The 19835-nt window shown below is 38.9% G+C and carries 22 protein-coding genes and 1 pseudogene; 7 read left to right on the top strand and 16 right to left on the bottom strand.

What is annotated here, in order from left to right:
• Window positions 1-473 precede the first annotated feature (473 nt).
• The 4 genes from FTU22_RS06975 to ftsY all read right to left on the bottom strand — a co-directional run bounded on the left by FTU22_RS06975 (window position 474) and on the right by ftsY (window position 4110).
• Window positions 474-1151, bottom strand: coding sequence for a DUF2057 domain-containing protein (locus FTU22_RS06975; protein ID WP_180093662.1), 678 nt, complete (start codon window positions 1149-1151; stop codon window positions 474-476).
• 182 nt (window positions 1152-1333) lie between these two features.
• Window positions 1334-1927 (bottom strand): nitroreductase family protein, encoded by a 594-nt coding sequence (locus FTU22_RS06970; protein WP_180093642.1) that lies wholly within the window; start codon window positions 1925-1927, stop codon window positions 1334-1336.
• Between the two features lie 215 nt (window positions 1928-2142).
• Entirely contained in the window at window positions 2143-2829 is a 687-nt protein-coding gene (locus FTU22_RS06965; protein WP_180093641.1) for a nitroreductase family protein, read from the bottom strand.
• 174 nt (window positions 2830-3003) lie between these two features.
• Window positions 3004-4110, bottom strand: coding sequence for a signal recognition particle-docking protein FtsY (gene ftsY, locus FTU22_RS06960; protein ID WP_180093640.1), 1107 nt, complete (start codon window positions 4108-4110; stop codon window positions 3004-3006).
• A 249-nt stretch (window positions 4111-4359) separates the two neighbouring features.
• On the opposite strand from ftsY, the pseudogene FTU22_RS06955 reads away from it, so the two are divergent.
• Window positions 4360-5673, top strand: a pseudogene (locus FTU22_RS06955) (M16 family metallopeptidase); the annotation flags it as partial.
• Window positions 5674-5799: 126 nt separating this feature from the next.
• Complete coding sequence (locus tag FTU22_RS06950; RefSeq protein WP_180093638.1) at window positions 5800-7368, top strand: pitrilysin family protein; 1569 nt, start codon at window positions 5800-5802, stop codon at window positions 7366-7368.
• Here FTU22_RS06950 and FTU22_RS06945 read toward each other — a convergent pair.
• Window positions 7292-7615 (bottom strand): hypothetical protein, encoded by a 324-nt coding sequence (locus FTU22_RS06945; protein ID WP_078193898.1) that lies wholly within the window; start codon window positions 7613-7615, stop codon window positions 7292-7294. The genes FTU22_RS06950 and FTU22_RS06945 overlap by 77 nt on opposite strands.
• Before the next feature lie 109 nt (window positions 7616-7724).
• Entirely contained in the window at window positions 7725-8084 is a 360-nt protein-coding gene (locus tag FTU22_RS06940; RefSeq protein ID WP_111884936.1) for a hypothetical protein, read from the bottom strand.
• A gap of 221 nt (window positions 8085-8305) precedes the next feature.
• On the opposite strand from FTU22_RS06940, the gene FTU22_RS06935 reads away from it, so the two are divergent.
• The 4 genes from FTU22_RS06935 to FTU22_RS06920 all read left to right on the top strand — a co-directional run bounded on the left by FTU22_RS06935 (window position 8306) and on the right by FTU22_RS06920 (window position 10079).
• Window positions 8306-8539, top strand: a complete 234-nt coding sequence (locus FTU22_RS06935) for a hypothetical protein (protein WP_078188494.1) — start codon at window positions 8306-8308, stop codon at window positions 8537-8539.
• A 139-nt stretch (window positions 8540-8678) separates the two neighbouring features.
• A complete protein-coding gene (locus FTU22_RS06930; RefSeq protein WP_180093660.1) occupies window positions 8679-9056 on the top strand; it encodes a DUF2750 domain-containing protein in 378 nt (125 codons plus the stop codon).
• 106 nt (window positions 9057-9162) lie between these two features.
• A complete protein-coding gene (locus FTU22_RS06925; protein ID WP_078193901.1) occupies window positions 9163-9594 on the top strand; it encodes a CBS domain-containing protein in 432 nt (143 codons plus the stop codon).
• Between the two features lie 122 nt (window positions 9595-9716).
• Window positions 9717-10079, top strand: a complete 363-nt coding sequence (locus tag FTU22_RS06920) for a hypothetical protein (protein ID WP_180093637.1) — start codon at window positions 9717-9719, stop codon at window positions 10077-10079.
• 31 nt (window positions 10080-10110) lie between these two features.
• Here FTU22_RS06920 and trpB read toward each other — a convergent pair whose 3' ends face one another.
• The 10 genes from trpB to FTU22_RS06870 form a co-directional block, all read right to left on the bottom strand.
• Window positions 10111-11319: a tryptophan synthase subunit beta gene (gene trpB / locus FTU22_RS06915; protein WP_180093658.1), complete on the bottom strand. Its 1209-nt coding sequence runs from the start codon at window positions 11317-11319 to the stop codon at window positions 10111-10113.
• A gap of 131 nt (window positions 11320-11450) precedes the next feature.
• Window positions 11451-12638 (bottom strand): VWA domain-containing protein, encoded by a 1188-nt coding sequence (locus tag FTU22_RS06910; protein WP_180093635.1) that lies wholly within the window; start codon window positions 12636-12638, stop codon window positions 11451-11453.
• Window positions 12639-12840: 202 nt separating this feature from the next.
• Window positions 12841-13290 (bottom strand): hypothetical protein, encoded by a 450-nt coding sequence (locus FTU22_RS06905; RefSeq protein WP_180093633.1) that lies wholly within the window; start codon window positions 13288-13290, stop codon window positions 12841-12843.
• A 79-nt stretch (window positions 13291-13369) separates the two neighbouring features.
• Window positions 13370-14221: a MoxR family ATPase gene (locus tag FTU22_RS06900; protein WP_111884943.1), complete on the bottom strand. Its 852-nt coding sequence runs from the start codon at window positions 14219-14221 to the stop codon at window positions 13370-13372.
• Window positions 14222-14242: 21 nt separating this feature from the next.
• Window positions 14243-14626, bottom strand: coding sequence for a hypothetical protein (locus FTU22_RS06895; protein WP_078193907.1), 384 nt, complete (start codon window positions 14624-14626; stop codon window positions 14243-14245).
• 21 nt (window positions 14627-14647) lie between these two features.
• Entirely contained in the window at window positions 14648-14956 is a 309-nt protein-coding gene (locus tag FTU22_RS06890; RefSeq protein WP_180011296.1) for a YcgL domain-containing protein, read from the bottom strand.
• A gap of 124 nt (window positions 14957-15080) precedes the next feature.
• A complete protein-coding gene (locus FTU22_RS06885) occupies window positions 15081-16223 on the bottom strand; it encodes an HRDC domain-containing protein (protein WP_180093631.1) in 1143 nt (380 codons plus the stop codon).
• Between the two features lie 201 nt (window positions 16224-16424).
• Window positions 16425-17021, bottom strand: a complete 597-nt coding sequence (recR, locus tag FTU22_RS06880) for a recombination mediator RecR (RefSeq protein ID WP_078188505.1) — start codon at window positions 17019-17021, stop codon at window positions 16425-16427.
• A 12-nt stretch (window positions 17022-17033) separates the two neighbouring features.
• Window positions 17034-17363, bottom strand: a complete 330-nt coding sequence (locus FTU22_RS06875) for a YbaB/EbfC family nucleoid-associated protein (RefSeq protein ID WP_180093629.1) — start codon at window positions 17361-17363, stop codon at window positions 17034-17036.
• A 32-nt stretch (window positions 17364-17395) separates the two neighbouring features.
• Entirely contained in the window at window positions 17396-18583 is a 1188-nt protein-coding gene (locus tag FTU22_RS06870) for an O-succinylhomoserine sulfhydrylase (RefSeq protein ID WP_180084924.1), read from the bottom strand.
• 142 nt (window positions 18584-18725) lie between these two features.
• On the opposite strand from FTU22_RS06870, the gene FTU22_RS06865 reads away from it, so the two are divergent.
• Window positions 18726-19820 carry an alpha/beta fold hydrolase gene (locus tag FTU22_RS06865; RefSeq protein ID WP_180093627.1) on the top strand — a complete coding sequence of 365 codons (1095 nt, stop codon included), beginning with the start codon at window positions 18726-18728 and terminating at the stop codon, window positions 19818-19820.
• Window positions 19821-19835: the final 15 nt, after the last annotated feature.

Genomic DNA, 19835 nt, shown 5'->3' with positions numbered 1-19835 from the left:
ATCAATTACTGACAAAAATTTGCTCAAATAAACTTCGAGTAATTTCTACCATCAATCAATGAAAATAATTTCGATCGATCAATCAGTAAAAATCCACACAAGTTGTTCTTCATAATCTCTTAATGATTTTCTTAATACTTCGTCAGCAAATAAGAAAACAACATCAAACAACTAAAAACCTTACGTTTATCGCTGTCTGCGTTGGTATGCAGCGTATTCTATAGAGTTTCAAAACAAACACAAGCCCCTATCATAGAAATTTCTATAATATTTTACTTGAGTGTATATTTTTTAAACTAAAAGCAATCTATTGCTTATTTAAAGATCAATATATCCTTATATTTTGCTTTATGAAAGACGAATTTTATAATTCTTGGTGATTTTTATATTCTTCAATCTAAAAAGCCCGTAATTCAACGGACTTTTCGAATATCACGGATTTTAAGAAAACTAATGAAGTTACAAAAGTGACTTTAGTTTGCTTGCTCAGCCAACCAACTCATAAATTTTTGTCGTTCAGCTTTACTAGCCTTCTGCCAAAGCTGAATAAATTGTTGATCTGCCCCATTTTGATGAACAGCTATATTTTTTGGAGCGACCACAGGAGCTGCCACGTTTGTTGGTTTTACATTTAAGGATTGTGCATAAACAGGTGCCGGTTGATTTTCTGGTACAGCTTCTTTCTTCGTAAAATCTACAGCATTACCTAAAACACCATTGGAGAAAATCGATTTTTGTTCTTTCTTCGCCCCAGCTTGCTGCACAAGTAATTGATTAGATCTGTCATACAAACCAAATATCGGTTGGTCTTTATATTTTTGCGCAGCATCAAAATCTTTTGGTGCATTGACTAGACCCAAACGATACTCTTGACCATCAATCAGTGCTGGAGTACGAATAGCGGCCACACCTGACTTTAAAATATCGTGAGAATTATCAGCATGTTGAAAAAATTCACTATAACGTACCGTTAATAGGTTTTCACCTGCATCTAGCTTATACTTCTCCGTAGATCGAAATAAACCACCAGTAACTTCTTGATCATTAACTGCAACTATTTTAATTTCTTCCGGAACAGTCAAAGTTACAGCTGCAAATCCGGCACTACTTAACATCAGCGCTGCAGCAGCAACAGTTAATCTTAAAGTCATCATTATCACTCTTTATCAATTATTTAGTTTCGAATGCACTATGCAATGCATATGTGACAATCTTATGACATCTAACAATCACTGTATATTTTGTTTCAAGACATTATTTTGATATTCATTAAAGAATTTTGCATATAAAAAAAGGATGCTCAAAGCATCCTTTTTAATTCATCACAACATCATTACTTGAATGTTTTGAATCGTTCTTCATCTGCAATAAAGGTTTTTTCACCTGCAGGTGCTTCAATCGAACCGAAAACAAGTTGTGCACGTAGTTTCCATTGATCTGGCACATCAAATGCCGCAGCTGTTTCAGCATCAACAATTGGATTGTAATGTTGCAATGATGCACCGATATTTTTTTCAGCCAAAGCCGTCCAAGTAGCAAATTGAGCAATCGCTGTTGAGTGTTCAGACCATACTGGGAAATTATCTGCATAAAGTGCAAATTGTTCTTGGAGAGCTTTTACTACAGCCTGATCTTCATAAAATAATGCTGTACCAAAACCTGCTGCAAAACTATTAATCTTGCCATTGGTTCCTTCAAATGCATCTGTAGGTACAATTTTACGTAAAGTTTCACGTACGATATCCCAGAATTTTTGATGTGCATCACCAAACAGAATAACGACACGAGACGTTTGAGAGTTAAATGATGACGGACTTAAACGTACAGCATCTTTAATGGTTTGCTCAATTTCATCTTGCGATAAAGTAACGTTATTACCAATAGAATAGATTGTGCGACGTTGTTCGATTTGATTCAAGAATGACATTACAAGACCTCTTTTTATTTTCAATTAGCTTACTAAATTGAGATTTATAATAGGTGAAGTTTTTAACCGTTGCATGACTATATTTACAACATTGTGTCTTATTTCTAGAACAATCAGTTGCAAGCATCTAAATACCTACAACCCACTTACATTCAGATTTTGGTTTCACTGTCTTTAGTACGGCAGAAATCAAAGCAACTTACAGCACATAGAAATTACTCATAAATTCTAAACTGATCTTGATCTTCTGGTTCTAAGCGTTCAGGCGCTTGGCCTTCAATTGAACCAAAGACCAACTGCGCACGTAGCAGCCATTGTTTTGAAATATCAAAGTGTTCGGCAACAGCATAATCAATGTGTGGATTATAGTGCTGTAAACATGCGCCTAGACCTGCATCTGCGATCGAAGTCCATACTGCGAATTGGGCCATGCCAGACGTTTGCTCCGACCACACTGGAAAATCTTCTGCACTTAATGGCACTTTCTTTTGTAATTGTTGAATCACAGCTTGATCTTCATAGAAAAGCACAGTTCCCTGGCCAGCTGCACATTGATCTATTTTGAGCGCCACACCTTCAAAAATATAACTCGCAACATTCTTGCGTTGTACGTCTTTTACAATCTCCCAAAATTTTTGATGAGATTCACCAAATAAAACCACAATACGTGTGCTTTGCGAATTATATGCAGATGGACAGCTTCTTACGGATTCTTGAATCAGTTCCGCCAAATAAGCCTGACTGTAATGCACCTTCTTTCCAAGCTCGTAGATACTACGACGTTTCTTTAGTTGGTCGACAAATGACGCTTCTACTTCATGTTCGGTAGTTTTCTTTTTTAATTTAAAATCTTTAGTGATATCCGCAGTCAATACATGACCAATTTTATCGAGTAACGCCACCCTAAACACCCCAAAGCAATTTTTATATATAACAATAATTCCTTACTTATTCTAAGGGTATATCAGGCTGAATTTTGACTATGATTTATTCACATGTTGCTTTTTAAATCAATCAGTAAGCTCAAAAACAAAAAACTCCGCATTTTGCGGAGTTTATGTGACATTTAACGCATTTTATTTATCAGTTTCAAATAATGCTGCGACAAATGATTTTGCTGAGAATGGACGTAAGTCATCAATTTTCTCACCTACACCAATAAAACGAATTGGCACATGGGTACGGCTTGCAATATTAAATAACACACCACCTTTCGCAGTACCATCCAGTTTAGTAATGGTTAGACCTGTAAGCCCTACTGCCTCATCAAACATTTCAACTTGGTTAATGGCATTTTGACCTGTACCTGCATCTACCACTAACATCACTTCATGAGGAGCTGTAGCGTCAATTTTTTGCATTACACGTTTTACTTTAGACAACTCTTGCATGAGGTGTCCTTTGTTATGTAAACGACCTGCAGTGTCTGCAATCAGCACATCTACGCCTTTTGCACGAGCACTTTCAAATGCATCAAAAATAACAGAAGCAGAATCTGCACCATGACCTTGCGCCACAACGGCAATATTATTGCGTTCGCCCCAAATTTGTAATTGTTCTGTCGCTGCTGCACGGAATGTATCACCAGCAGCCAACATTACTTTTTTACCTTCACCTTGTAGGCGTTTCGCCAATTTACCAATTGTGGTGGTTTTACCCACACCATTCACACCAACAACCAAAATCACATACGGATTTTTATTGCTGTCAATATGTAGCGGTTTAACACGTGGTGCAAGTAATGTCACAAGTTCTTCTTGAAGCGCTTTATACAAAGAGTGTGAGTAAATTAAATCGCCACGTTCAGTACGTTCAGTTAAGTTCGCAATAATCGTTTTGGTTGCATCGACACCAATGTCAGCAACCAAAAGTTGCTCTTCAACTTCCTCTAAAAGTTCATCGTCAATTTCCTTTCCACCGATCAGGATATTCACCATGCCGTCTGCCAAGTTCTTACGTGACTTTGCTAGACCTTCTTTCATACGACTAAAGAAGCCGCCTTTCACCTTCGAGTCTTCAGTTTCTGACTCTGTTTCTTGTAATGGTGCAGCAACTTCTTGCTGTACTTTCGGTGTCTCGATAATCGGCACATTTACCGCAGGTAAACTCGGTAGCGTGACATCGTCATCACCGATATCAGCATCAATCAAAAATTTATTCTGCCCATGAGATTGCTGTTGCATGCCGAATCCTTGAAAAGCACTGCGTTAAAAAACCGATTCTATCATAAGTTATCTTAAATTGAGTCGATACACGCCCGTCAGAGCGAAGCACACTAAAAAACAACATGTTGAACTTGCAATCAAAATTAACTTTAGGAAAACTAGATAGCTATAAAATGCATTTTAATGGATTCCTTTGTGTCCCATAAAAACAGATTTTCTCCTTATTTTTTTAAAACTTTATTTCGCTCTGCGCTTCCTATCTGTGTCATCAGCAGTTGCCTTTGGTCTGCACCCAATCTACATGCAGACACACGTACCCAATTAACACGTAGCACCTTTGAAACCACCCTTAAAAATGGTTTAAAGGTCATTATCCGTGAAGACCACCGTGCGCCGATGGTAATGACCCATATTTGGTACCGTGTGGGTAGTAGTGATGAGTCGGGCAATCTATTAGGGATCTCCCACGCGCTCGAACATATGATGTTTAAAGGAACCACCAAAGTTCCTAATGATGAATTTACACGTCTCAGCCGTATCTATGGCGGCAGCATCAACGCTGCAACCTTTACCAATTACACGAATTATTATCAGTTGTATCCTAAAGCCTACTTCCCTATGGCGCTGGAGCTCGAAGCGGATCGTATGAGTAATTTACGATTGCAACAACAAGATTTCGAGCCTGAAATTAAAGTGGTTATGGAAGAACGCAGACAGCGTACAGATGACAACCCTCGTTCTTTGGCTTATGAACGTTTCAAATGGATTTCTTATCCAACCAGTCACTATCGTCAACCCGTCATTGGACATATGAAAAATCTGCAAAACATCAAATTAGCAGATTTAAAACAATGGTATAAAGATTGGTATACCCCAAACAACGCCATTTTGGTGATTGTCGGTGATGTCGATGCCGAAGCAGCCATTCGTCAAGTTCAAAAATACTTTGGTGATATTCCATCACGTAAAACACCTGATCGTAACGATGTGAGGGAATTCGAGCGTGTGGGCTATCGTCATATGGAACTAAATTTACCCGTACAAGTGCCCAATTTGTATATGGCGTGGAATGTACGCTCACTGGCTACCGCAAAAAACCCACAAGATGCTTATGCTCTCAATATTATTCGCAATATTTTAGACAGCGGCATCTCATCGCGCCTACAAGACAAACTGGTACGCGATAGAAAATTACTTACTGCTGTAAGTGTTTCTTATGATCCATACAATCGTGGAGACAGTTTGTTTACCATTTCAGCACTCCCTGCCGATGGCGTCAAAATGGAACAAGCGCAAAAAGCGATACAAGATGAAATCGACACTTTAAAAACAGAATTAGTCAAAACACCTGAAGTTGAACGTATCACCACACGTTTTGTCTCCAATTTAATCTATAACCAAGATGACATCAGCAGCCAAGCCAAGACAATCGGCAACTTAGAAGTCAATGGACTCAGTTTCAGGCTAATGGACGAATTACCAAAACTATATGAAAACGTCAGCGCACAGGATATTCAACGTGTCGCAAATGCGTATTTTGTCCGAGAAAATTTAAGCACCATGTATCTACTTCCAGAACAGACGGAGGTTCCAACAACCTCAAATAAAACAGATCAAACAGTAAAATCCGCTCAAACGGAAGTTGTTATTCCAGAGGAACAAATCAGCTCAACCCAAAACACTGAAAGCGTCTTGTAAGGATTAGTGATGACTATTACGAAAATTTTATCTCTAAGCTTACTCACTGCGTTTGGCTCAATCCTTCATGCAGAAACTTATAAGGAAAATGTTCCCGACCTCAACGATAATCCGAGCCAATTACAATCTATCCCCATGCTGCAAAGTTTAAAGAATTTACAGATTGATAAAGACTACCGTGCTCCGCTTGTTCAAGTGCTGAAAAACCGAAATGGCGTAAATAGCCTGTTTGTTGAATCACAAGATCTACCTATGGTGGATATTCAACTGACCTTTAATGCAGGTTCTGCTCGTGATGAAGAAGTCGGAAAAGGCTTGTATGGTGTTGCCAACATGGCTGCACGTTTAATCGATGAAGGCACAGAAAAATACAATGCAACGCAAATTGCCTCGGTTTTTGACCAAACAGGTGCTCAATTTAGCGTACAAGCACATCGAGATATGTTTGTCGTTCGGCTACGCGTATTGTCAGACCCTAAAAAATTAGAACCTGCTTTAAGTATGATGATGGATGTGATTAAAAATGCGACTTTTAAAAACTCCAGTCTCAACTTAGCACTCAGCAATAACCAAGCTGGTCAGAAACAACTCCAAGAAAGCCCAAGTCGCTTAATGAATATTCGTTTCTATCGGGCTGTATACGGCACACACCCATATGCAGAACCGATTACTGGAACCAATGGCAGTATCAAAAAAATCACCCCTGACATTTTAAAGAAGTTTCGTAATCAATTTTTAGTTGCTCAAAACATGAATATTGCCATTACAGGCAAACTCAGCAAAAAAGAAGCACAAAACCTTGCAGAACGTATTTCCGGAAACTTAAACCAAGGTGAAAAAGCTAAGGTACTTGCACAACCAGAAGAAAAAAAAGGCTTTGATATCATCCATCTTCCCTACAATTCCACCCAAGCCAACATCATGTTTGGACATTTAGGAACGACACGTGATAACAAAGATCGATTAGCCCTAGAAGTAGCCAATCGAATGTTTGGTGGTGGAGGTTTTAACTCGATCCTCATGCAAGAGCTTCGCGTTAAACGTGGCTATACTTATGGTGCCTATAGTGCATTTAGCTTTAGCCAAGCACCCGGTATTTTTAGCTTTAGCTATGGAACACGTCAAGATCAGCTGATAGATAGTATTCGAGTTGCGCATAATGCTTTAAATGATTTTGTCAAAATGCCTATTGATCAAAAACAAATGGAAGAAACCAAAGCAGGCATGCTGCGTGCTTTTCCAAATAATTACAGCAGCAATGCAACGATCAATGCACAGCTTGGTCTATTGGGCTTTTATCAACAAGACCCAGATTATTTGACACAGTACCCTAAATTATTGGAAAAAATAACTGTAGCTGATGTACAAAATGCGGTTCGTACTTACATGCACCCTGAAAATATGACTGTGATTGTAGTGAGCAAAACTTTAGATAAAAATGAAGTACAGCAGATATTGGAGAAGAATGTACAAGCAGCTCCAACCAAGATAATCCCTGCAACTAAAGCTGTTCCTCTGCCAAAGCCGGAAGTTGATGTGCTCGCACAGACTCCATCTGATAAGCATGCATCAATTTAAGATAAGCACCCACACGAATGCGATCTTGCTGTCTCAGCAGCATCGCCATTTCCTGTGTTTCAGGATAACTTTGCTGCAACGCAAGTCGTGACACGTTTTGGTATTGCTGTACAGAAATAGGACGATATAAGGCAATCACAGCCAATACCAAAATCACCACGATCATGACTGAAACAAAGATATTATAAATTTGCTCTAGCTGTATTTTAGATTTGAATTGAATAATTTTTTCTAAATCAATAGTCATACACTACCTCAGGTTCAAAGTAGTGTATGGCTGACGTTCAAGAAGTTCAAGTCACAGCGCTTAAAACTGCATCAGTTCACTGTTTCAGTCTGTGAGTTAGCTAAACAATTTAATGAATAATGGTACGTATCACCGCAAAATAAAGAATTAATGCAATAATCGCCAAAACGATAAATACTGCAAAAATACTCATTCCACCTTCTGCATGCGCAGGATGTAAATCATCATCATCGGCGATTTTGAGTAATTCGCCATTATATGCATTGTAAAATTCTAAGCGCTGTGCCTTATCTAAATCCCGTGTGAAATCATATACACGTTTGCGCTGTGCCAAACCAAAATCCCCTAAATGAATTTCTTGATGAAAAATTGCTTCATCAAGATTGCGACGATGTAGATGTGCCAACTCCACAATTTGCGCTAATGTCGGAGGATAATCTAAAGTTAAACCGTCTAAAACTCTTGTCATTTACTTCTCCTTATTATCTACAACTTCTTATGATAGTATTTTACTCACGAAAACAATTGTCCATTGTTTAATCATGTAAACTATAGCAAATTAGAAATATTTACGTGAATAGTTGACAATTCAAGATAATTGTAATATTAGTTTAATAATACTTAGTTAAATTAGTTAATAGGGCTAAAGAATGGGCCCTTAATGATCATAATTAGAATAAGGAGTTAAATATGATTCAACAATTCTCTCAACATGAACTCGAACATGTATACGCAAATGCGGTAAACACAATTCAATCTCAAATGAACTTCAGCGATGCAGTTCATGAATTGGAAGATGCAGCTCGTGCTGGACATGGTAAAGCAGCGTTATTTTTGGCTGAACTTTATTATCAAGGCTTCCGCGTAGAACGTGACTCACTCAAAGCGCAATATTGGCAGAACATGGCCACCTTGCAAGCATAACAAAACGTCACTAAGGTGGCGTTTTTTACACCCTTCAACTTTTAACTACATAAATTCTTACAATCAAGTTCAAAGCTTACACAGCTTTTTCATAAGAATTTCCTACAATAGGAGCAACATCAACAACACGCTGCATATGATGTCTAAATTAAAGCAATATAAACCTATTCCAAAAGATTTATTTTTCAAAATTAGTATTTTAAAAACCATGATGTACTGTGGAGTCCTTTGGGGTCTCTACCACCAACAAGGTTGGGCAATGACCAGCGATCAAGATCATATTATCTTCCCGTTTTGGTTAAATGGCATTCAAGCGCATAAATATGCCAAAAAGCATTGGCCCAACTACACTCCACGACGCATTACACCACAAGATTTTGAGGCATCGCTATTACCGACATTAACACGCCTTAAAGTCATCCCTGCGTTGCATAGCTCAAGTCACATCCGTCTCAAGCTCACAACCTCGCAAATGCGTTTATTCTTTTTTAACCAAGATAAGATTCAAATGGCATAAAACCCTCAGTGCATGTTTGACCCCAACATGCACTGAAAAGTATTTGCTTTTTTCAAATTTCGCGCTAATTTAAATTAAACAAAAACTACTATAAAGGAATGAAAATATGACTACAGTTGCCCAAGTACTTAAAGACAAAGCTTATCAAGAAATCTACACCATCACTCCAGATGCGACTGTACTCGAAGCCATTTCCCTGATGGCACAAAAAGGCATTGGTGCCCTCGTTGTGACCCATGAAGGCACAGTCGTTGGTATTTTGTCTGAGCGTGATTACACACGTAAAATCGCCCTGATGGAAAGAACATCTTTCGATACCTCTGTCAGCGAAATTATGACGGGTAGTGTCATCACCGTGACAAGTGCAGCGACTGTCGAAGAATGTTTAGAACTCATGACAGATCGCCATTTACGTCATTTACCTGTCGTTGAGGAACAGAAATTAACTGGCTTAATCTCCATCGGCGACCTTGTAAAAGCAGCAATGGATGATCAACGCAAACTGATCGAACAACTTCAACAATATATTTCTGGCTAAACTCAAAAATCCCCCTTGATAAGCTTTAAGGGGGAATTCTAAAAATCAATAATTTAATATAATTCAAAATTTGTAATGACATACACATTACAAATTAATTACTTTTCTCAATTTCCTTTCTTATGCTTAAACCCGCTTTAGATAAATTAGACCAACTAGATGCCATCATTTTAGAATTAGAACGCTTAATGTTATCGATGAAAGACGATGAACTGCTGCAATACCACCGATGTACGATCAATTTAGAGATTGCTTCTGCTGTCGCTGAAATTTTAGATGCAAAGGCAATTATTTATGCGCTACATCCTGAGTTAATTCCAATTACATCAAGCGTTAACCACACTATATATAAAAATTATGTCAAAAAAAATATCCCAGTTAAAAACTGGGATACTTCGAATATAGATCGGGCTATACAACTGCAAAAGATTTTTGCACCATCAACAGATACAACTGCAAAAGATTTTTGCACCATCAACAGATGATGAGCAACTTAGTCTTTTTTAATGGCAGTAATTAATTTAAACCTAATTTTTCAGCCACATAGTCTGAGTCTTTATCGCCCCGGCCTGAAACGTTAACAACAATCTTCACATCTTTGGCAAGTTTTGATGCTTCACGAATTGCCCATGCAACCGCATGTGAACTTTCTAGTGCAGGCACAATACCTTCCACACGTGAAAGCGTCATGAATGCATCTAAACATTCTTGGTCTGTCGCTGTTGTATATTCAACACGACCTAGGTCTTTTAACAAACTATGTTGTGGCCCCACCCCTGGATAGTCCAAACCTGATGCAATTGAATGCACTGGCAACGGTTCACCCTGCTCATCTTCAAGGACATAACATGCCATGCCATGAATTTGACTTGGCTTACCCAGCGTCAATGTTGCAGAATGCATATTGGTATCTAAACCATGGCCTGCAGGCTCCACACCCACAAGTTTTACATCTGTATCATTGAGGAATGCTGTAAATGCACCAACGGCATTTGAACCACCACCCACACATGCAACTACATAGTCAGGATTTGCACCAAATCGATCATTGGCTTGAACTTTAATTTCATCTCCAATAATTGACTGGAAGTCACGAACCATTTTAGGGAATGGATGTGGGCCAACCACTGAACCAATCGCATAAATAAAATTGGTTGGATCTTTTAAATATTCTTCAAAAGCGCTATCTACTGCATCTTTGAGCGTAGCTGTACCACGTGTAACAGAGATAAGGTTGGCACCTAAAATCTTCATTTTCACCACGTTTGGATGTTCTTTTTCAATATCCACTTGCCCCATGTGAATTTCACATGGAATACCCACCAAGGCACAAGCCGTTGCCAAAGCTACACCATGCTGACCTGCACCAGTTTCTGCAATCACTTTGGTTTTACCCATGTATTTTGCTAACAAAGCTTCGCCAAGGCAGTGATTAATTTTATGTGCGCCAGTATGGTTAAGGTCTTCACGCTTGAGGTAGATTTGTGCCCCACCTAATTTGTCTGACAAGCGCTTCGCATAAAACAATGGGCTTGGACGTCCAACATAGTGTGCAAACAACTCTTTCAATTCATTTTGAAATTCTTCTGTATGACGAATTTGCTCATAAGCAATATTAATGTCATCCATTGCCTGTTTTAAATCTGGTGGAATGAACTGCCCACCGTATTTACCGAAGAAACCTTCTTCATTAGGTAATGCGATACCATTAATTTGATGATCCATCATATTTCCTTCATGTTGTATGCAGAACAAAGACTTTTAAATACTATCCAATTTTGAAAATAAGAAACAATGCAAAATTGGAGTAAGTAATATAAACATCATTGATAAGAAAAAGTATCGTTTTTAACGCTTTAGCGCGCTAAATATTTCGTCATATCTTCCACGCCTTTTAGGGTCATTGGGAACATATGATCTTCAAAGATTTGTTTAATCGCAGCTATGGTTTGGGTGTAATGCCAATAACTTTCTTCTTCGGGGTTTAACCATGCTGTTTTATCAAAGTGATTGCGTAAGCGCTGTAACCACACCTGACCCGCTTCATCATTCATATACTCCACAGAACCACCTACAGAGTTCAATTCATAAGGTGCCATACTCGCATCACCGACCACGATGACACGGTAATCTCGCCCATAGGTATTGAATAGATCCCATGTATTCATACGCGTGCTTGAACGGCGAATATTATCTTTCCACACATAGTCATATAAACAGTTATGGAAATAGAAATACTCTAAGGTTTTAAATTCAGTTTTTGCAGCGGAAAATAGCTTCTCACATTGGGCAATATGTGAATCCATCGAGCCCCCAACATCAAAAAGCATCAAGACTTTAATGCGGTTACGTCGTTCAGGAACCAACTGCACATCCAAAATACCTTGTTTGGCCGTTTCACGAATGGTTCCGTCAATATCTAGCTCTTCTGCTGCACCTTGGCGAGCAAATTTACGCAAACGACGCAATGCCATCTGCATCTGACGACTGCCAAGAATCTGCTCATCATCTAGGTTTCGGTATTGTCGTTGTTCCCACACTTTCACCGCAGATCGTTTACGACCAGGCCCACCGATACGTACACCTTCAGGATGGTCACCATAGGCACCAAAGGGCGAGGTACCGCCCGTACCGATCATCCGATTACCACCTTGATGCTTTTTATGCTGCTCGCGCAAACGCTCTTCAAGCATTTTCATCAGTTCTTCTAATGATCCGGCTTTTTTTAATTCTTCTCGTTGTTCAGGTGTTAGATGTTTTTCGATGAGCTCAAGGTCAAACCAATCTTTTGGCAGTTTATGCACATGATTTAATAGCTCATCTAAATCAAAGGTAGCAATACCGTCAAAATAATCTTTCATTGCACGGTCGAACTTATCAAAGTAACGCTCATCTTTGACCATGACGGTTTTTGCAAGCTGATAAAATTCATTTTGATCTGCAAAGACCAGCCCTGCTGCCACTGCTTGGTTCAAGTCAATCAATTCACGAGTTGAAACAGGAACACCGTATTTTCGAAGGGTATAAAACAATCGCACAAACATAGGCGAATAAAATCCAATAAAAATTAAATATCAGGAGGTCAAATCCAGTGTGAATGCATGTGATCTTGTTATTTCATCTGCAACTGAGTCTTGCCTTACATCCTCCATTATGAAAAATTGATCCCTACAAGTAAAGCCAAAAGCTTTTACTGCGTGTTCATATACGTTGCCCTACTACCCAAAGAAACACATACGGTATGATTTATTCGCAAGTCGCATTTCTATTATTAAGCGATTGTTTAAGAGTTTCATATTTGTGCTGAACATCAAGACGATCTTGCTGTAACTTTTCAATGGTTACGATTTTATGAAAACCTTGATTGTTTTTATAGCGGTTAAAATCGCTTAGGTTCAAGATCACAAAATCATAGTATTTCAGCTCAAGTACAGTTGCAGCACAGGTCTTTTGTTGAATGGCCGTTTGAGCTGCGAGATGATCTGATTGATCAATGAGTTCTTTAAGTTGATGTTCTGCAACTTGCGCCCAATACGCATCCTGGAGTAGCTGTTGATGCTGCTGTTCAAACTGAGCATCATCCATTGCATAACTAAAAACAGGGAGATAAAAGCTCGCAGCCAACAAAAGCACAGTTGGCTTTAATCTCTTAGGTACAGCTAAATGTACACGTGATACGTATGCGCTTGTCTGCATAATTCACCCTTATATTTTTTAATACTCAAAATAAAAGCCGGATAACCGGCTTTTAAATCTTTTAAAGAATTGATATCAATTAACGACGTGACATAAATGCTAGACGCTCAAGCAATTGCACATCTTGTTCGTTCTTAATCAAGGCACCATAAAGCGGTGGAATTGATTTTGATTTATCCGTATTTCGTAAAATATCTTCTGGCATATCATCCGCCATCAGCAAACTCAACCAATCAATCAACTCAGAGGTTGAAGGCGGTTTCTTTAAACCCGGAATTTGACGTAATTTAAAGAAGATTTGTAGTGCTTCAGAAACCAAGGTACTTGAAATATTTTCAAAATGTACATCGATGATTTCACGCATGGTTGCTTCGTCAGGGAATTCAATATAATGAAAGAAACAACGACGCAAGAAGGCATCTGGAAGTTCTTTTTCATTATTTGAAGTAATGATCACGATTGGACGTTGTGTAGCCGTAATTGTCTCACCCGTCTCATACACAAAGAATGACATTTTATCGAGTTCATGCAGCAAATCATTAGGGAATTCGATATCTGCTTTATCAATCTCGTCAATTAGAAGTACACAACGTTCTTCACTAGTGAATGCTTCCCAAAGCTTACCCGGCTTAATATAATTTTTGATGTCATAAACACGGTCATCACCCAACTGACTATCACGCAGACGAGATACGGCGTCGTACTCGTACAAACCTTGTTGAGCCTTGGTCGTCGATTTGATATGCCAAGTAATGAGCTTAAGGCCTAAACTTTCAGCCACTTGTTCGGCTAAAAGTGTTTTACCTGTCCCCGGCTCACCTTTAACCAAAAGTGGCTTTTGCAATGAACGTGCAGCTTTTACTGCAAGTTTTAAGCTATCGGTCGCAATATATTGATCTGTACCAGTAAATTGTTGAGTTTCAACAGACATGACATAACCTTATTTTTTTATTTAAAGCGGTGAAATTTTCTTGTTTACAACGTGCTGTGGTTTCGCTGCATTGTATTTTGTCCAAAAATATCCAAGGACTAAACCAATACCCACCACAAAGAGAATCAGCGATAGATTCAACCAAACCAATGGCTGATCTTTTGTTAATACACCAAAAATCAAACCAAAAATCGCAGGTGCGATCGCTGCATTTGAACCTTCAGAAACGGTTGGTGTTAATAAAATAGCAAATACGATAAGCCAACCAATGGCACCGATCGTTTTGGGTAAGCGCTTCATCAGCCCATACCAACACAACAAAGCAATTACAGCCCCACCTAGGTAAACCGTAATTGCAATACTGCTTTCAGGAATTGAGTCCAATACCGATACTACACCATTCATTATCACAACTCCTGAATTAACTTAAGCGCCGCGCAAGCCTTCTGGCTCAACTGCATTTGGGTCAATTAAACCTTCTGGAGGCATTTGAATAAAGAACCCTTTTGTTTCAATTGAATCTATGACATGCAATACGTTCACACGTGCAAGTTTGCGTGATTCACTAAGTTCTAGATCCATGACAAATGTGGCACGACCAAACGCTGTACGTAAAGCATCAGGCATTACTGCAAGCGGATCTGTCGCTTCAGTTTCGTTTTCATTAACTTCAGGACGAGCAATATAAAGATACATTTCATCTTTTTTGCTCGATTTGTAGATAGAACAGTACATAATTGAATCAATACTCATTAAACGCAAGGCAAAGGATACATCAAAAAAAAGACTGATACATTAGTGTTTATTAACGCATCAGTCGTGAATTTGTATAAGTGATAGTTCTTTAATCAATCAGAACTTATTCCATCACTTTCATTTGACCAGAAAGATAGCTTTCATCGGCATGCAGTACTTCAATTAAAGGCTTCGTCAGCAAATCATAGCGCCAGCCCAACAAATAGCTCGGTAAATCTTGTTCATCATTATGAAAAACCACATGCTGATACAAAGCATTTAACCATTTTTTACGCATTAAAACTTCTTTAGGCACAGAGGTTTCTTGTACTGCACGCTGAATAACGGTATCGACGCGCGAACCAATATCCTGAGACGAATGACGAATTGGACGTGCCATACGCAGCGGCCATTCAGCTTGTTCTGGTAAAAACTTCAACAAATCTAAAATAATTTTACCATGCTCACGCACAATGTTCGGACGAATGTCTTTCACTGCACTCAATTGAAAATTATTTTTTGGATTTTTTTCTACCATATCAATGATGGTTGAGTTTTTAAGAATAAAGCTACGTGGCTGATTTAAGGCTTTCACCATTTGCTCACGCCAAACGGCCAATTGCTGAATTTGCATGAGCTGACGACGTGAATGTCGATAATTACCAATATCGTGATACAGCATATGGATCGGCGTTTCAGTGCCAATTTCATAAGTTAAATTTTTGCAGTCCTCAAGCACACAATTTAATAAACTTTTCGCAGCCAATTCATTCTGAATCGTATGGCTTAAATTCATTAAATAATGTACATCATTCGCTGCATAGTTCAATTGCTCGGCACTGAGTGGACGAGCCAACCAATCTGAACGTGTCTGATCTTTATCTATATCTACATCGAGCATAGTTTTTAAGGCATTTTGATAGCTGACTTGTAAGCCATACCCTAAAAATGACATCCCAACTTGGGTATCAAAGACATTTTCTAAAGACTTATGCTGTGCATAGTGATAAATCAGGTCGATATCTTCACTACATGCATGAAAAATGTTTTGCTGAGCCGCAAATAATTTTTGCCAGAATTGGGTTAAATCGAGGGTTGTACCATCAAGTAAATACACCTGATTTTGTACATTAATTTGGAAAAGTCCAAGTTTGGGCCACAGGGTATCTACTTTTATAAACTCGGTGTCGAGTCCGTAAATCGAGCTTTGGTCCATAAGATTTAAAACAGAATTTAAATCTGGCTGATTTTGAATGAATTGATACATAAGTTGCTGAGTCTAATTTTAGATGCTCTATGAGCTTATATTAACTGATATATATTATTTATCTATAAGGAAAAACGTTATTTTAGTGACTTATTTCCTTTAATTGGCTTTTTTATTCATTGTAAACAAAAACTTTAATCGTTATTAAGTATAAATAATTAGGTGAAAATTATACAAAGCGAAACGAGTTTCGCTCTATAGTTACTTCATTCGCATTCGGTTATGCACGGCCTGACTTAAGGTATGACTATCCACATATTCAAGCTCACCACCCTGTGGTACTCCCTGTGCAATACGGGTCATTTGTATTGGTAAATGTTTAGTCGCTTCAACCAAATAATGTGCTGTCGCTTGACCTTCAACCGTTGCATTGGTCGCCAAGATCACTTCCTGCACTTTACCATCACTTAGTCGTTGAATTAAATATGGAATACCAATTTCGTCGGGGCCAATACCATCGAGTGGCGACAAATGTCCACCCAATACATGATATTTCCCTCTAAAACTGCCACTTTGCTCGATTGCCATGACATCTGCGGGAGATTCAACCACACAAAGCAGTTGATCATCACGTTCTGACGAGACGCATATGTTGCACACTTCATCTTCAGTCAATGAATGGCAAATGGAACATTCATGAATATAGTTGGTTGCTTCAGTCAAGGCATGTGCCAGACCAACAGCACCCTCCCTATTTTTCATGATTAAGTGCAGTGCCATTCGTTGAGCCGACTTTGGCCCAACGCTTGGCAAAATACGCAATGCCTGTACAAGTTGATCAAAACGATCACTAAACATTTAACGTATTCCTTAGAATAAACCTGAAAGGCCTGGTGGAAGCCCCATACCCGAGTTTGCAGATTTCAGTTTTTCTTCTGAAATCACTTCAGCTTGACGTGAAGCATCATTCATTGCCGCTGCAATTAAATCTTCAATCATATCTGGATCATCTTGAAGTAGTTCAGGATTGATTTCAATACGTTTCACCACATGACGCGCAGTCATAGTAACTTTAACCAGACCACCACCTGCTTCAGCGTGAACTTCAACTTGTGCAAGCTCTTCCTTCGCTTTTTTAATGTTGCTCTCAACTTCTTTTTGCATGCGTTGAGCTTGCTGCATGAGCATATTAATGTTCATAAAAATCTCCGAACAAAACTGATGAATTCACTTTAGATAAGATCTAAACCGCGTGAAAGATCGCGAATAATATCATTAATATCTTCTAAACCAACAGATACGCGAATTAAACCTTCGCTAATCCCTGCTGCTTTTTTCGCTTCTGCTGACATTCTGCCATGAGAAGTCGTTGCAGGATGGGTAATTGTTGACTTTACATCACCCAAGTTACTTGTAATAGAAAGGAACTTAGTATTATCAATCACTGTCCAAGCGCCTTCACGTTCGCCTTTGGCAACAAACGATACAACTCCGCCAAAGCCTTTTTGTTGCTTTTTCGCCAACTCATGACCTTCGTGATTTGGAAGTCCCGCATAGTACACTTTTTCAACTTTCGGGTGCGCATCTAACCATTCAGCTAAAGTTTGAGCACTTGCACAGTGGGCTTTCATACGTAAGCTTAAAGTTTCTAGGCCTTTCAGGAAGATCCATGCATTGAATGGACTCATCGAGTTACCCAGTGTACGAATAACACCTGTAATCTCTTCCATCAATTTTGCACTACCTACAACTGCACCACCGAGCGCGCGACCTTGACCATCAATATATTTTGTTGATGAATAGATCACGAGGTCCGCACCGAATTTAATCGGTTGCTGTAACACCGGTGTACAGAAAGTATTATCGACTGCAAATAATGCCCCATGCGCATGTGCAATATCAGCAATGGCTTGTAAATCCCCTACTTGAGCTAATGGGTTTGACGGTGTTTCAATAAACAAGAGGCGTGTAGTTGGGCGAATCGCTTGTTTCCAAGCATCTAAATCTTCCAAATCAACAAAAGTAACGTCAACACCAAATTTGATGACATATTTTTCGAACAGAGAAATGATCGAACCAAAGACAGCACGTGAACACACCACATGATCGCCAGCTTTTAAATATGCCAAAGTGATCGCGTGTACGCCTGCCATACCCGAACTTGTCGCAACTGCGGCTTCAGCACCATCCAAAACAGCTAAACGTTTTTCGAACGCTTGTACAGTTGGATTGGTATAACGTGAATAGGTATTGCCTTCAATTTGACCTGAAAATTTTGCTGCGGCATCTGCTGCACTTTCACAAACAAATGATGAAGTCAGGAAAATTGGCTCGCTATGTTCACCCTCAAAAGTACGAATATGACCTGTACGAATCGCTAAAGTCTCTAATTGGTATTCGATGTCGTCTTGTTGGCTCATCTGTATTACTCAGTTGCGAAGAACTGCCTTTGTGAAGAATTGCCAATATTTTGAGCGTCTAAGCTATTTAAGGTCAAGGTAAAATACGAAATTATCGCTTAGACTTCGACCAATCCTACAAGGACTTAGGCAATTGACAGTTATGCATCCTTTCAAACAGAAATTTCTGGCGCAGCAAAAGAAAATTAAACACTTGTCTACACGTGTGTTTAATGCAAAATCGCTGGTCCTTTCTCAATCGACACCCTATGAAGTAATTACTGAATATAAACATGCAAAAGTTCGGTATTACGCTTCGCCTGATCGTAAATACAAAGAACCCTTAGTGTTTGTTGCTCCACTGGCCATCAATATGGCGATTTATGATTTGTATCCATATCGCTCATTGGTGAAACATTTTCAACATAGTGGATTTGATGTCTATTTGTTGGAATGGGGAAAATTAAACTATCAAGATCGTTTCTTAAATTTTCTATCGTTTATTGATGATGTGATTCCACATTGTATTGATCAAATTTGTGAGCATGCAGATAGTCGATACATCTCGCTACACGGTTGGAGTATGGCTGGAGTCTTTGTCACGCTGTATACAGCATTACATCAACCTGAACATGTTAAAAATCTAATGGTGATGGGCGCGCCGATTGATAGCTATGCCTCAGGTCGTATCGGAAAGCTATTTCAAAAAACCAATCGCTTGCTTTCACGTAGTAAGAATTTACAAGATAAGGTCTACACAGGGAAAATTCCTAAACATTTTATCCATACACCGGGCGTACTCAATGCGATTGGATTTAAAATCGTTGATCCAATGGGTTGGTTCAAAAGCCAAAAACAATTTCTATCTAACTTAGATAATCTGCATGACCTGTATGAACATGCAACCATGGGCGATTTTCTCAATCACATGATTGACTATCCGGGTGGCATTAACCAAGACATGGTGTTCAATGTTTGGCTACAAAATCCACTTAAAAACGGCATTATTCAATTGAAAGATAAAGTTATTAAATTAAAAAATATCCACTGCTCTTTATTGATTGGCGCGGGTTCTAGCGATCAAATCGTTACTGCTGATGCAGCAAGTCCTTTAGGCGAATTGACAAGTAGTCAAGATGTCACGTTTACTCTCATTCCCGGTGGTCACCTCGGCCTGATGTCGAGTCAAAAAAGTGCCAATCAATTTTGGCCAACTTTGACCCAGTGGCTTACACAAAGATCCAGTTTATTGAAATAAAAAATTTAGAGGGTA

The organism is Acinetobacter sp. YH12076, from assembly GCF_013419525.1.
Taxonomy (GTDB): domain Bacteria; phylum Pseudomonadota; class Gammaproteobacteria; order Pseudomonadales; family Moraxellaceae; genus Acinetobacter; species Acinetobacter amyesii.
This window is presented reverse-complemented; position numbering and strand designations above follow the sequence as displayed.

Excerpts from the sequence above, each read along its gene's own strand:
- FTU22_RS06870 (WP_180084924.1), bottom strand. The coding sequence starts at position 18,583 with ATGAGCCAACAAGACGACATCGAATACCAATTAGAGACTTTAGCGATT.
- FTU22_RS06930 (WP_180093660.1), top strand. The coding sequence starts at position 8,679 with ATGTCTAAATTAAAGCAATATAAACCTATTCCAAAAGATTTATTTTTC.
- FTU22_RS06940 (WP_111884936.1), bottom strand. The coding sequence starts at position 8,084 with ATGACAAGAGTTTTAGACGGTTTAACTTTAGATTATCCTCCGACATTA.
- recR (WP_078188505.1), bottom strand. The coding sequence starts at position 17,021 with ATGTTTAGTGATCGTTTTGATCAACTTGTACAGGCATTGCGTATTTTG.
- ftsY (WP_180093640.1), bottom strand. The coding sequence starts at position 4,110 with ATGCAACAGCAATCTCATGGGCAGAATAAATTTTTGATTGATGCTGAT.
- FTU22_RS06910 (WP_180093635.1), bottom strand. The coding sequence starts at position 12,638 with ATGTTTGTGCGATTGTTTTATACCCTTCGAAAATACGGTGTTCCTGTT.
- FTU22_RS06905 (WP_180093633.1), bottom strand. The coding sequence starts at position 13,290 with ATGCAGACAAGCGCATACGTATCACGTGTACATTTAGCTGTACCTAAG.
- FTU22_RS06935 (WP_078188494.1), top strand. The coding sequence starts at position 8,306 with ATGATTCAACAATTCTCTCAACATGAACTCGAACATGTATACGCAAAT.
- FTU22_RS06975 (WP_180093662.1), bottom strand. The coding sequence starts at position 1,151 with ATGACTTTAAGATTAACTGTTGCTGCTGCAGCGCTGATGTTAAGTAGT.
- FTU22_RS06895 (WP_078193907.1), bottom strand. The coding sequence starts at position 14,626 with ATGAATGGTGTAGTATCGGTATTGGACTCAATTCCTGAAAGCAGTATT.
- FTU22_RS06865 (WP_180093627.1), top strand. The coding sequence starts at position 18,726 with ATGCATCCTTTCAAACAGAAATTTCTGGCGCAGCAAAAGAAAATTAAA.
- FTU22_RS06900 (WP_111884943.1), bottom strand. The coding sequence starts at position 14,221 with ATGTCTGTTGAAACTCAACAATTTACTGGTACAGATCAATATATTGCG.
- FTU22_RS06970 (WP_180093642.1), bottom strand. The coding sequence starts at position 1,927 with ATGTCATTCTTGAATCAAATCGAACAACGTCGCACAATCTATTCTATT.
- FTU22_RS06875 (WP_180093629.1), bottom strand. The coding sequence starts at position 17,363 with ATGAACATTAATATGCTCATGCAGCAAGCTCAACGCATGCAAAAAGAA.
- FTU22_RS06925 (WP_078193901.1), top strand. The coding sequence starts at position 9,163 with ATGACTACAGTTGCCCAAGTACTTAAAGACAAAGCTTATCAAGAAATC.
- FTU22_RS06890 (WP_180011296.1), bottom strand. The coding sequence starts at position 14,956 with ATGTACTGTTCTATCTACAAATCGAGCAAAAAAGATGAAATGTATCTT.
- FTU22_RS06950 (WP_180093638.1), top strand. The coding sequence starts at position 5,800 with ATGACTATTACGAAAATTTTATCTCTAAGCTTACTCACTGCGTTTGGC.
- trpB (WP_180093658.1), bottom strand. The coding sequence starts at position 11,319 with ATGGATCATCAAATTAATGGTATCGCATTACCTAATGAAGAAGGTTTC.
- FTU22_RS06920 (WP_180093637.1), top strand. The coding sequence starts at position 9,717 with ATGCTTAAACCCGCTTTAGATAAATTAGACCAACTAGATGCCATCATT.
- FTU22_RS06885 (WP_180093631.1), bottom strand. The coding sequence starts at position 16,223 with ATGTATCAATTCATTCAAAATCAGCCAGATTTAAATTCTGTTTTAAAT.
- FTU22_RS06945 (WP_078193898.1), bottom strand. The coding sequence starts at position 7,615 with ATGACTATTGATTTAGAAAAAATTATTCAATTCAAATCTAAAATACAG.